The following is a 12,505-nucleotide window of genomic DNA, read 5'->3' on the forward strand; positions in this document are numbered from 1 at the left end:
TCATTTGATGAAAAAATTATGACTAACGGGAAATTCCCAAAGTCCTAAATCAATTTATCCGTTTTTTACTCACTATATGTTATGATTTGAGTATAAAACGGACTTTTAGATTGAGGTGAAACCAATGAGCCAACGAGAAGAGATCATTGTGTACTTGAATAAGAATGGTGGTCAAATTACGTCTAAAACTGCTAATTTAATGGGTATCTCACCTAGGGTGTTACGCAACATGTATGCTCATGGACAGCTAGAAAGATTAGCACCGGGTGTTTATATTGATCCACTTGAGTTTGGCGACGATATTGCTGCACTACAGTATAGCCTTTCGAAAGGTATCTTTTTCAAAGACACAGCACTTTTCCTTTATGGAATGATTGATCGAACGCCAAGTACCTACGAAATGAACTTTCCGTTGCCATACGCGTATAGTACTAAAAACGATGCACCAATCAAGATTTATCGGCAAAAAAAGGAGCTTTATGAAATTGGTATAACAACAACTAAAACTCCTGGTGGACATCTAGTTAAGGTTTACGATGTTGAGCGTACCTTGTGTGATATCCTGCGAACGCGAGATAGGTCTGATGCTGAGACAATTAAACAAGCAATGAATAGTTATACCCATCGGAAAGGAAAAAATCTCCGCCAATTAATGACGTACGCAAGAATATTTAAAGTAGAAGAAGAGATTAGAGCGTATATGGAGGTCCTACTGTGAAACTTGAATTTACTGACCAGAAGCAGTTTCTGGCTAGAATCAGAAAATTGGCAAAGGAAAGAAAAATCACACCACAGATTATGTTGCAGGAGATTATTTTAGATGATTTGATTGATAGAATCTCTAATTCACCTTACCAAAATAATCTTGTACTAAAAGGAGGTTTCTTGCTTGCATCACTAATTGGTACTGACACTCGCTCAACACGTGATATTGATACCTCAATTGTTGGTTTACCAGTCACAGAAGATAAAATGAAAAGTGTTTTTCGAGAAATTTGTGACATTGAATTGCCTGACGATATCATCAAATTATCAATTGTTAAAATCGATGAAATTAGGGAAGATGATGAGTATTCTGGTTACCGGATTCATATCCGTGCACAAATCTATACTACACGAGTTGATGTTAAGATTGATATATCAACTGGAGATGTGATTACTGAGCGCGCTATGCAATATGGACATAAAATGATACTTGAGGATCGGACTATCCAAATTATGGCGTACACAGTTGAAACCATCATTGCTGAGAAGTTGGAGACGATTGTTAGCCGGGCAGATGCTAATACACGGTTGAAGGATTTTTATGATTTGTATTTGCTCAATCGTCAGAGTAAGGCTGAAATAAAGTTTAATATATTGAAAAAGGCGATACAAGCGACTTCTGAAAAACGAGAAACAGCTGATCAATTAGGTGCCTATATTTCAGTATTAACAGCTCTTAAAGCCAGTCCAAGTCTTCAAAGATTATGGATTGCTTATCAAAAGTCCAATGAATATGCGCGTGGAATTGATTTTGGTATAACGTGTGATGCGGCGATTGACCTTATTAAGAAGTCTGGACTTGAGCAACAGATATGACTTTGATTTTAAAAAGCTACGAAAAAGTTTACCCATCAACTAAGTATGCTAGAGATTTTAGGTTACTGGCTTAATGACCTTCAAGCTAGGGTATCTTTACCCAACTGATGGAATTACGACCAATGCCAGAACGATTTTTCTACGCAGCGTGGAAACGAGATCACTTTGTTTTGCTAAGTCATTATACGAAGAAACAAAATAGGACTGATTCGCGGGAAGTTGACCGGGCAATTAGGTTGCTAGAAGATTGGATAAGTAGAAAGGGGTAATGGACGATGACAACTTGGAAAGATTATAAGCAATCCATTACAAGTATTGATGAGGACGAAATGTCGATTATTGACACACTCAGTAAGCTACAGTCAGAAAGAATTAAGCGTGGTATTTCACAAAAAACGTTTGCAGAACGAATTGAAATGAAGCAACCACAATTGGCAAAGATTGAGCGGCTTGACTCGATACCATCGCTAAAAACGTTGAATCGGTATGCGCATGGACTTGGGTTAGAGATTGAAATGAGACTCAGATCTGGAGAATCCGTGTAGGTATAATTCGGTATGAAAAATAATTCAGTGAAATATTCCGCATATGTTAATAAATACTGATACTGGTGTTGCTTGAATGTTTTATGGCTCTAGGTGCAAAAGATGAGACTCAAGTGGGTTAATAAGCTCATTTGAGTCTCATTTTTAGATTTTGGGGATATAGAATAATTCTATAAATAAAACAGAGTAGATGGAACACAATTAAATAGTATTTGGAATCCGGGAAAGATTGTTATTCTACATTCATCAGTTAACGTTTCATGGGTGTTTTTAAGTGCAGTATCAACATCAGATCTTCTTATTTGTTCTAAATTCGGTGATAGTAGATGCCATGAATTTGGAAGTGTTTGATAACTTTGTTAACCATAAGTAATCGCATATCAGCAGTAAGGAATGCGTGCTTAGTGCGAGTATATTTGTATTGTTTTCCAATTTCAAAAGGTTTGTTAGGATTCGTTAATTGAACGGTCTTTTATAATTGGACTGCGTAATTAGAACGCACGTTCTTTTTAGGTCTGAATAAAAGCCCCGTTAAGGGCTGATATTACTAACTGATTGCAGATTGGACTATGCTTGTGGTTGGCTAAAATGCTTTAATGAAGCTAAGTATAAAGATCCACCAATAATTGCGAGAATGCCACCAATCCAACCTAAGAATGGAATAAGCGCGATTGCACCACCGACAATGAGTAAAACGCCTGCTGCAGTACCGACACGCTTATCACCTTTATAATAAATTAATGCAATAATTCCTAGTGCTAAAATAGCAATTTTTAAGATGTTTAGGAAAGCGGCCGTACCAGATGTACTTGATACCGATCCAGTGGCAGCGTCGTTTAGAACGCCACCAGCAATAAACCAGCCCCCGAATAATAAGATAATACCGCCAACTAGCCCTACAATCCCGTTAGTAAGTGCTAAATTTTTTGTCTTCATGTTGAAGCTCCTCCCTTTATTAACAGCTTTTCATGTCGATCAGTTTATTGGACATAAGTTGTTGAAGCCTACCCAAACCATTAATCCCCGTATTGATAGGTTAGTTTTTCTTATAAATAAACAAAGGTGACCAGTATTCTTGCCGATAAGTAAAATTCTCATAAGCGTGCCCAAGTAACTTGATTCGAACATTAAGATACCTCATCGTAAGGGGCGACAGTCGCGGTTAGCCTTATTCCCAGAAGATGACGGCCATTGCTACTCGTACTTGTTGGCGCTCTTCTTCCGTAAGTTTTTCGCCCCCGTATGTCATCGAATCCACATGAGTTGCGAGCAATTCTTTCAAGTCAATGGTATCTTTTCTGGCAATCCATTTAGGTGCGCTATCTTCACCCAGCAGGTAGTCGGTCGTCACATCATATAGCTCTGCAATCTGTTTAAGCATGTTCAAGTCTGGCTCATTCGTGCCATATTCATAGTTGGCATATCGCTGCATACTGCTCAGCCCTAATTTCCTGGCCACCTCAGTTTTTGACCAGTTCCGACTGTCACGAAGATTAATTAGTCTTCGAATGAAGTTGTTTTGTGTTTTTGCTGGCATGTTATAGTCTCCCAATGAACGTATTGTATAATATTTAAACGTAAAATTTATATTTTTAAATAAAAAATTTAAGAAATAACTTATTTAAATAAACTATTTAATATAAAACGTGGTTTATTGATATAAATTAATTGCTTGTTAATTATAATGCATTCAGGTTGTTGGAACAAAATAGATTAGTATCAAGTGTTATCTAGATGATGGTTCTATTCCTAGGATGCTACTAGATTTGGATACGACTTTTCGCCCTTTAATATATACGGAGATAATGATTTGAAATATCGGCAGAGTTCTCCAAACAGATAAATAATTAAAAATAGGTGGTTAGACTTAAAACGATCACTGTTTTCTGATGATTGTGATTTTTTAAGATAGACTGGTCAAATAGTGCAATCATAATTTCACTCTGAAGAGGTGATTGTTCACAATCAAATGGTCTTCATTATGGTATTATGGCAAGGACACTAGTGGATGTTTAGTCAGCTTGGCGGACTAATCCAAAACGAGCTGAAAAGCTGATGCAAACATATAAGGAGGTTGGAAAATTTTGAAATCGAATCGTTCTATTGTCACCTGGCTCCTCAATATCGTTAAACTAATTGGTCTATTCGCACTATACCAACTCGCCATGATTCCCACGATGATGCCAGCAATTCGACACGGGTTCTCGGCCACGGTAACACTAATTGCCGGAGTGGCAAGTTTAGTCTTGCTCGGATTACTTATTTGGTGGCTGGTAACGATTTATCGTCGCCAAGCGCCAATCGTGACCAATTTATCACGACCGGCACGTCCGGCGTTAACAATAGTGGGCCTATTTATCCTGGTTGAGTTAGGCAACGTGTTGGCGGGACTTATTGTGAAACAGACTCCTGAAAACCAAGTGATTTTGGACAAGGTATTTACTACTAGCCCAGTCATTAATGTTGTCCTGATGGCAGTACTGGCACCGATTGTCGAAGAGCTGATTTTTCGCGGGCTAATGTATCGTTGGCTATTCCCACGAGTCACGAATCGGGTGACTTTCGCTGTGGCATTAGTCTTTGCGAGTTTGTTATTTGCATTCGCCCATACGTTATCGTTTAGCCCTGCGCTACTAGCCTACTTACCGATCGCCGTCGTGTTGACTTTTACGTACGTGTGGTTCAACGATATTCGCTATAGTATCGCCTTGCACATTATCAATAATTCATTAGCCATGGTTGGCATGTTGACCTTGCTTTCGCGTTAACACAGGTTATCCTACCGACATAGCGGTTGACATTCGCGTATTAGTCGCGTGATGTGTAATGATTAAAAACAGGCAACGTCCAAATTTTGGGCGCTGCCTGTTTTGGTAGGGCTGAGTTAATAATAGATAGGGATTGGTTATGGTAACGTCATTAATAATGTTTATCTAACAATCTGATACGAATTGTTGAAAGACTGTCGTTAATCGGATAGAAATATACCACACCAGTTTCGTTTGTTTTTGAAAACAGTGGCTATTAATGATAACTAGGTAATGTTTGATTAGCAGTTGTTGATTATCAAAATAACTTTATACTGTAAAATTGGAACAATGGTATTTCCTGATTTGCGACTTATTCAACGACTAAAATTCATAATAGTCCTGATTAAATAAGGCTTTCCAATGTTCAATCAGGACATAAGGGTGTAAACACCACCTAGCATTATGACATCATTAGTTTATAATGATATTTATATTAACTTATTGGAGTGAGTTTATGAATAAGAAATTATTATATACCAGTATTACCACTGCGGCATTATTCGTGGGGACCCAATTGGGTGTTAACAATGCGCAGGCCGACACGGCAACTGATAACAGCGATACGACGAATCAGACGAGTGCCACGCAGGGGAGCGCTCAGACGGCAACTAACGAAAAGTTAGCAACGGTCAAACCGACTAGTCAGCAACAGTATCAAGCCAACGTGCAGACTGCCAAGGGGAACGTAGCCACGGCTCAAAACCAAGTTAACACGGTACAAGCTAAAGTGGCGACTGCGCAGGGGCAAGTGACTAATCAAAGTCAACTAGTTGCGATCGGGCAGTCCCAGTATGATGCTGGTAAGGCCCAAGTTGACCGTGCACAACAAACACTGGATGCTAACAATCAGGTCCTCGCTGAGGCTGAAAATAAAGTCGACGCTGCTAAGTTGCAAATGGCAGCAGCTGAAACACAAATTCCAGCTGACCAACAGCAAGTTGCGGCCAACAAAGTCGCTATCGCCAACCAGCCAGCTACCGAGAAGAAAGCACAAACGGCTAAGGACGCGGCTGACACGGCCTTGACGCAAGCTAAAACTGAACAGGCCACGGCCCAATCTGATGCCGATGCAGCCAGTGCCGTCACTGCAGCTAAACAGGCGACGGTCGATCAAGCATCTGCCGCCCAGCAAAAAGCGGCCACCCAAGCAAATCAAGCTAAAGTGGCCGTAGCATCAGCGCAAGATGCGGTTAATAAAAATACCCAGGCAATCAGTTCTGCCAAGACGGCGATTCAAAACACGACCAGTCAAATTAATGCGAATAATCAAGCTGTTTCCACAGCGCAAGCCAAGATGACCGCAGCTCAAGCAGCTTTAGCGGCAGCAGAACGGCCAACGACCACGACAGAATCGCAAAATAAGTATGACGCTGCCGAATTCCCACAATCTCAATTGACTGGGGCCGAAACAGTCAGCGTCGCCTATCCAAGTAATGGCAAGTATGTGCCTAATGCGGATAAAATCAATCAGTATATGTTTGAATATATCAATCAGCTACGGGCGCTGAATGGTCAACCAGCATTGAAACAGACGGCGACGCTGCAAAATAATGCGATTGCGCGAGCAGCTGCCCAAGTCGACGGTGGCTTGGATCATACTGGCTCAAGTTATGCAGAAAATTTAACACAAGTTTATCCGCAATGGTTCATGAGCGATCAAGAAACGGCCTATAATGCTGTGATGGGTTGGTATGATGAATCCAATAACATTGAGTCCGGTTCCTTTGGTCACCGCGTCAACCTAATATACTCGACTGGTGATGCCGGAGTAGCCATCAACTTGGCCAAACACGTGGCGGCATTTGAAGTCAATAATGCCGGGATGACGGAAGCACAGCAAGACAAGTATGTTGATTTGTTCGACAATGCCCATACGAATGCCGCTACTGGGACTAAGGCCTTACCAGCTGTCACGTTCAATTACGTCCAGACGGCCCCCGCTGATCCGAAGAAGATTGCGGCGGCTAACGCAACGTTGATTGCTGCAACGGCTAGTTTGAATGGTTTACAAAATACCGGGAAGACATTAGCAACCACGCTGGCTAACCAAAATGCCAGTTTACAGGCTTTACAAAACCAGACAAGTGGCTTACAAGCGACTGTTACGACTAAACAGGCCCAAGTTCAAGTCGCTGCAACTAGTTTGACGGTGGCTAATGCTGCTTTGACGCAAGCTCAAGGGCGATTAGCAACGGCGCAACAGCAACAACTATCGCCCGTTCATAATTTGAAGACAGCAATCGCGAAGACGGCTACGGCACAAGTAACTGCCACGCAAGCCGCTAAAAACTTAGCCAGTGCCAAGACATTGGTAGCCGATTTGACCGCTGAAAACGCCCGATTGGCGGCCGAAATCGTGGCCTTGCCCGCACGGATTGCAAGCATGAAGGCCCAAATTGCTACGGCTGAACAACAACTCGCTGCTGCCAAGGCCGTACTCGCAAAGGGGCAGGCTCAAGTCGATACAGCAAACGAGCAACTCGCTGCTGGAAAAGCGCAACTGGATCGTAAAAAGACCGATTTAGCACAACTTAAGCAGGTGCTCGGCGCTGCCAGAGTTGATCTCGCCGTTGCACAAGGTGATTTAACGGCTACTAAAGCCTTCTTGGCACGCGTCGAAGCTAACAAATTTACAACGACGACGGCTGCGGCGGCTGATGGAATTGCTGAAACAACAAATGTTGACCAATCGACTGGTGTTACCGCACCACATGCGACAGCTACTAAAACCGTAGCGAATAGCAATGGTACCATTAATGCCACGAGTACTAGCGTAGATGTTTCAGATGGCGATGCAACAACTAAGCTGGTTGCGGGAGCTAAACAACAGCCAGTTGCCGCACAGGCCACGGCTTTACCACAAACGGATGAAAAACAGTCATCGAGTTTGATGGCAGTGGGATTATTTGCCGCCAGTTTGGCACTATTTGGTTTAGTTAAGCCACGCAAGCATGCGTAATTTATAGCGTTGAATTCTTATTCAACAATAAACAGATAAAATAACCTGAGTTCCAAATATCAAACCAATGATATTTGGAACTCAGGTTATTTTTATGGATAAATGAGTGAAAGCATTAACAATCGATATGATTATTTATCAATGGGTGTTCTGTTTTGCTGAAATAGATTTAAGAACTGTAGTAACAATCGGACCTCCTCATCTGTAAAACCGAGTGTACTCATCTTAACCGGTAATTTGTCAGAAATTCCAAGTAAATAATCAGATGATGTGTCGAGAACCGAACAAATTTTGATTAAAACTTCAATACTAGGGTACGTCTTTCCTTGTTCATAAGAAGTAATAGCCCATTTGGAAATGTCGAGCTGTTGCGCTAGCTCAACTTGAGTTAGCTTCTTTGCTTTTCTTAATGATTTTAATTTGTCACCAAAATATTCCATTGTCATAATAACTTCATTTTATAGAAAACAGTCGTATTTAAAATACAACAGTAGTATTAGATATACTAAAATAGCGTTCTTTATGATATTATAAATGCTAGAAAAGGATTATTAATACTCTTTTTTATAGTGTGTTTTGTTGATGTAAGACTATTGGAGGAAATTATTATGAAAAAATCGCGAATTGCTTTGATGTCAACGGCTTTAGTTGCTGCAGGCGCAACGGCGATTGGAACTGCAACGACTGCACAAGCCGATACGACCAATCCAACGACTAATAATACGACAACGGGGCAGACGCAAACGGCCAAGACGAGTCAATCAGAACTTGATGCAAACATTAAGGATGCGCAAACTGCTGTAAATGATGCCAAGGATAAGACGGGGCAGGCGCAAACGGCAGCTGATGCAGCTAAAGGGGCCGCGGTACAGTCAAAAAGCCAAGCGTCGACTGCGCAAGCAACAACGACTAAAGCGCAAACTGATTTGAGTACGGCCAAGACCGCCGAAGCCGAGGCACAACAAGTTGCAGATAGTGCGACTGATGATGCGATTAACCAAGCACAAGACGCGGTGACTAACCAACAAAATCAAAATCAGCAATTAATGCAAACGGTTGATACGGCTAAAACGGACGTTGACAAGGCTGGTGACAGTGTGAATAGCGCCCAAACTGTAGTCGACCAAACGAATACTGATGCGACGCAAGCTAATCAAACGGTTGCTAACGCGCAAACACAAGTCAACCATGCCCAAGACGTTGTGGACGGCAAAGACAGCGCGACGGCCCAACAAAACTTGGCAACAGCGCAACAAGATCTAAGTCAAGCACAAACCAATGTTAAGCAGGCTAATGATGCAACGAAGCAGGCTAGTCAGGCAGTTAGTGATGCACAGACCAAAGTAACGAGTGCGCAAACGAGTGTTGATCAGGCTAATCAAGCCCAAAGTGCTGCCCAACAAAATATTAATACGGCGACACAAGCACAAGCTGCGGCGCAAAAGGCGTTGGATGACGCTAGCCAACATCAGGGGAGCACCCAAACTTTTACTTTAGGTACTGAGTATGTTAATGCTTTGAAAGCATACAATGACGCGGAAGGCTACAATCTAAATAGTAGTTATCCCGTTGTTCAGCGCCTAATCAAGGCATCTGACGCAATGAGTCAGATGCTTAAATTTCAGTCGAACGCGGTCGATAAGAATATCAAAATCAATGGTCGCCAAGATTTGACTCCCGAAGTATTAAGCCAATTATCAACGTACGCCGCCCAACTAATTAATTCGATGCGGGATGAATTTGGGGCGCCACATGTCATTGTTACAAATGGTAGTGTCAAGTTTGCTGGTGATATTGCTGATGAAGTCACTGATGATCAGTGGATATTAGCGGTTGAAAATGCCCATGACGTTCCAGCAATTAATCGAGCTGCCGCTAAGAATGGACTGTTTTCAAAGGCAACCGCTAACATGTATGAAGATGCTGCCCTTGCAAAAGCGACATCTAATCTCGGTGAATGGCATTTAACCTTAGATGATTTTAAGCAAATGATTTTTACTTCGTTACAATCATTTATGGCTAATGACGAAGAATGGAGCCATGCTAATAGCATTTTGGGCGCTGCAGCTCATGGTAAAGACCAGTATTTTGGTGTGTCCTTTAGCGACAGTATTGGTGAGAATGTCCTAGGTGCTCCGGGGAAAACACTTAATTTTGATTCTCACTTCGCGTTTGTTCCTCAGGATTCTTCGTACTGGGTCGACGAAAGTAAATTTGATAAGACGGCTATTAAAAATGAAACAGTCAGCGCTAATGAAATCAAGCAATTAGAAAGCGACCTTGCCACTAAGAAGACGGCTACGAATACCGCCAAGACTGCTTTAGCAACGGCAAATACCAATACGACCAAGGCCCAGAATACGTTAACTGCAGCTAAAACTACTTTAGCAACCGCTAAGCAGCAACAAGCTAATGCCCAAACTACCTTAACCAACGCTCAAGCTGCTGTTAAAACGGCAACGGCTGCGGTTGCCGCTGCTCAAAAAGCTGTTGATGAAACTAGTGCAAGTGATGCCACTAAGCAGCAAGCATTGAGTGATGCCAAAGCGGCGCTAAAAGCTGCGCAAGCGGTTCAGTCCCAAAAGCAGGCGATCTTAACTGCGGCTAAGGTTAAACTTGCAACCGCTAATCAAGCACTTGCCCAAGCTAAGGTCAAGTTGGCGAATGCGGAGGCTGCGCTAAAGGCTGGGCAACAAGCGTTAGCTAATAAGAAAGTGTATTTGGATTCACTGACGCATGCGGATGCTAATTTGGCAGCCGCTAAGCAAGCCGTTGTTGATGCGCAAGCGGCCTATGACCAGGCGGTTCAAGCGCTTAAGGTTGCTCAAACAACTGAGGACAGTGATGCAGTGACGTACCAACAATTACAACAAGTTGCTGATGTGGCTAAGCAAGTATTGGTCGCGGCGCAAGCTAAACTAGACCAGTTATTGCAGACTAAAGCACTTAATGACGCCATTGATCGTACAAACCAGGAGACGAGTCAGTCTAAGTCGGCCCAAGGGGAAAGTATGACAAATACTGAACATGATATGACTAATGGTGGCGGTACTACATTGAATACGAAGTACGCATTAGGTACTGAACACGCTACAACGGGTGGTGACACGGTGACCTTGAAGGCACATCGCGCGTTGAGTGCTGAGCAGGCCACAACCTTGCAACAACGGAAAGCCGCAATGGCTGCGGCTACCACTAAATCAACTAGCACGTTACCACAAACGAATGAAAAGGCTGATCGTACTGTTTCAGTACTAGGACTCATGGTGATTGGATTAGTTGGGTTACTGGGTGTAACTAAGCGTCGTAAGCGAATTTAATAAAAAATTGGAATAGAAAGCGGGAAAGTAGCAAATGACGAGGGAAGAACTTTTGGACTTTTTGAAAAATAAGCGAAGCGCTACGGCGGGGGTAGCTAGTGCGCAACAGGCGCTGGCCGCTGATCAGGATAAATTAGCTAAGGATAAGAAACGGTTCCATAAAACGATTATTGGATTCGGTATCTTGGCTGTGGCGGCGTTACTGTTGCAAAGTGGCGCCAGCCTGGTCATTACTAGTGCGGCCATTGCCATCGGGTTGTTCGTATTCAAGTATCTGCACTATCTGTCACCAACTAATGAGGTGATTCAAAAAGATCAAGCAAGCTTACAACAAGAGCTGGCTAATCCAGTTTATCAACAAGAGGCCAATGGGTTCCCAGAGAAATTCTACAATTACTGGGATGCGTTACGGCTTTGGAAGTTAGTGAATGAAAATCGAGCGCGGGATTTACAAGAAGCCTTCAATCTTTTAGAAACGCAGCATTTCCAAGAAGATCAGCTGGCAGCACAGGAAGAAATCAAGAGTCTTCAAGCAGATATTGCAGCTAATGCGCACGCAACGGCGGTCAATTCCGGAATTGCTGCGGTTTCTTCAACGATTTCGGCGTTGAATTCACGGAAATAATGATGAATGGCTTGAAAAAATTCGTGCTGAGTACCACGAGTATCGTGATGTTAGTGACCCTGTCGGCATGCGGCGGGAAAAATGCGCAAAGTCCGGCTAGCGCATCGAGTTCGTCAATGAGTGTGACAACGCGTAAACGGACTTCATCAGCACGCAAAAGTCTCGCGGCATCTTCACAAACAAACAAGACAACAGCAACCGGAACGTGTATGAACCTGGCTGAAATTAAAACCGGCAATTATCGTAGTGTGACGGGTAGTGACTGGAAGATGATTGGTGCCAAAGTGAACTATCATAAAGGTAATGGTATGGAATTTGATACTAGTCAGGTCAACGGGCAATTATCGATAGCTAAAGATAAGATTACGACTGGCACGTTGACCGTCACGAAAAATAGTATTGCGGTTGATGGTAAAAATGAGGTTACCCAGCTTCGTAATAATGGCAAAATATTCAGTGTCTCAACTGAAAACGATGATGGTAGTAATTGGGCAATGACGTTCTATCCAGCCGGTACGACTAGTGATTATCAAGTTGACGGTACTGGCAGCACTAACCGTCAGAATTTAATTACCGTTTGGACTAGGGACTGTCTGAAAACTAAAAATTCAGGTATAATCTGAGGAAAAACGAATCGAGGCATTCCGATGACAACACCTAAACGA

At 42.5% G+C, this 12,505-nt stretch carries 12 protein-coding genes; 9 read left to right on the forward strand and 3 right to left on the reverse strand.

What is annotated here, in order from left to right; translation table 11 throughout:
- Nucleotides 1-124 precede the first annotated feature (124 nt).
- From ACOV1R_RS12845 to ACOV1R_RS12860, 4 genes are all read left to right on the forward strand, one after another.
- The gene (locus ACOV1R_RS12845; protein WP_053267347.1) at nt 125-718 is read left to right on the forward strand and encodes a type IV toxin-antitoxin system AbiEi family antitoxin domain-containing protein; all 594 of its coding nucleotides are present in this window, start codon (nt 125-127) and stop codon (nt 716-718) included.
- Nucleotides 715-1,581 (forward strand): nucleotidyl transferase AbiEii/AbiGii toxin family protein, encoded by an 867-nt coding sequence (locus ACOV1R_RS12850; protein WP_053267346.1) that lies wholly within the window; start codon nt 715-717, stop codon nt 1,579-1,581. Before ACOV1R_RS12845 ends, ACOV1R_RS12850 begins: the two co-directional genes overlap by 4 nt.
- Nucleotides 1,582-1,703: 122 nt before the next feature.
- Nucleotides 1,704-1,850 (forward strand): type II toxin-antitoxin system RelE/ParE family toxin, encoded by a 147-nt coding sequence (locus ACOV1R_RS12855; protein ID WP_236039353.1) that lies wholly within the window; start codon nt 1,704-1,706, stop codon nt 1,848-1,850.
- Between the two features lie 6 nt (nt 1,851-1,856).
- Nucleotides 1,857-2,126: a helix-turn-helix domain-containing protein gene (locus ACOV1R_RS12860; RefSeq protein WP_054519314.1), complete on the forward strand. Its 270-nt coding sequence runs from the start codon at nt 1,857-1,859 to the stop codon at nt 2,124-2,126.
- Between the two features lie 567 nt (nt 2,127-2,693).
- Here the strand turns inward: ACOV1R_RS12860 and ACOV1R_RS12865 are convergent.
- Nucleotides 2,694-3,062 (reverse strand): hypothetical protein, encoded by a 369-nt coding sequence (locus ACOV1R_RS12865; protein ID WP_021730181.1) that lies wholly within the window; start codon nt 3,060-3,062, stop codon nt 2,694-2,696.
- 232 nt (nt 3,063-3,294) lie between these two features.
- Nucleotides 3,295-3,663: a helix-turn-helix domain-containing protein gene (locus ACOV1R_RS12870; RefSeq protein WP_021357386.1), complete on the reverse strand. Its 369-nt coding sequence runs from the start codon at nt 3,661-3,663 to the stop codon at nt 3,295-3,297.
- A 547-nt stretch (nt 3,664-4,210) separates the two neighbouring features.
- Between ACOV1R_RS12870 and ACOV1R_RS12875 the strand changes: the two genes are divergently transcribed.
- Together ACOV1R_RS12875 and ACOV1R_RS12880 are read left to right on the forward strand one after the other, a co-directional pair.
- Nucleotides 4,211-4,894, forward strand: coding sequence for a CPBP family intramembrane glutamic endopeptidase (locus ACOV1R_RS12875; RefSeq protein WP_217203305.1), 684 nt, complete (start codon nt 4,211-4,213; stop codon nt 4,892-4,894).
- Between the two features lie 496 nt (nt 4,895-5,390).
- Nucleotides 5,391-7,895 carry a CAP domain-containing protein gene (locus tag ACOV1R_RS12880; RefSeq protein WP_053267342.1) on the forward strand — a complete coding sequence of 835 codons (2,505 nt, stop codon included), beginning with the start codon at nt 5,391-5,393 and terminating at the stop codon, nt 7,893-7,895.
- Nucleotides 7,896-8,026: 131 nt separating this feature from the next.
- On the opposite strand, the gene ACOV1R_RS12885 is transcribed toward ACOV1R_RS12880, so the two are convergent.
- On the reverse strand, nt 8,027-8,341 hold the full coding sequence (locus tag ACOV1R_RS12885) for a helix-turn-helix domain-containing protein (protein ID WP_021355861.1): 315 nt from the start codon (nt 8,339-8,341) through the stop codon (nt 8,027-8,029).
- Nucleotides 8,342-8,503: 162 nt separating this feature from the next.
- Here ACOV1R_RS12885 and ACOV1R_RS12890 point away from each other — a divergent pair, with 162 nt between their 5' ends.
- From ACOV1R_RS12890 to ACOV1R_RS12900, 3 genes are read left to right on the forward strand one after another with little or no spacing between them, the layout of a single operon-like run.
- Nucleotides 8,504-11,215, forward strand: a complete 2,712-nt coding sequence (locus tag ACOV1R_RS12890; RefSeq protein ID WP_054519334.1) for an SEC10/PgrA surface exclusion domain-containing protein — start codon at nt 8,504-8,506, stop codon at nt 11,213-11,215.
- A gap of 34 nt (nt 11,216-11,249) precedes the next feature.
- The gene (locus ACOV1R_RS12895) at nt 11,250-11,840 is read left to right on the forward strand and encodes a hypothetical protein (protein WP_033098993.1); all 591 of its coding nucleotides are present in this window, start codon (nt 11,250-11,252) and stop codon (nt 11,838-11,840) included.
- A gap of 11 nt (nt 11,841-11,851) precedes the next feature.
- Entirely contained in the window at nt 11,852-12,463 is a 612-nt protein-coding gene (locus tag ACOV1R_RS12900) for a hypothetical protein (protein WP_257591846.1), read from the forward strand.
- The last annotated feature ends 42 nt before the right edge of the window (nt 12,464-12,505 follow it).

This window comes from Lactiplantibacillus sp. YT640 (genome assembly GCF_049745435.1).
Classification (GTDB): Bacteria; Bacillota; Bacilli; order Lactobacillales; family Lactobacillaceae; genus Lactiplantibacillus; species Lactiplantibacillus plantarum.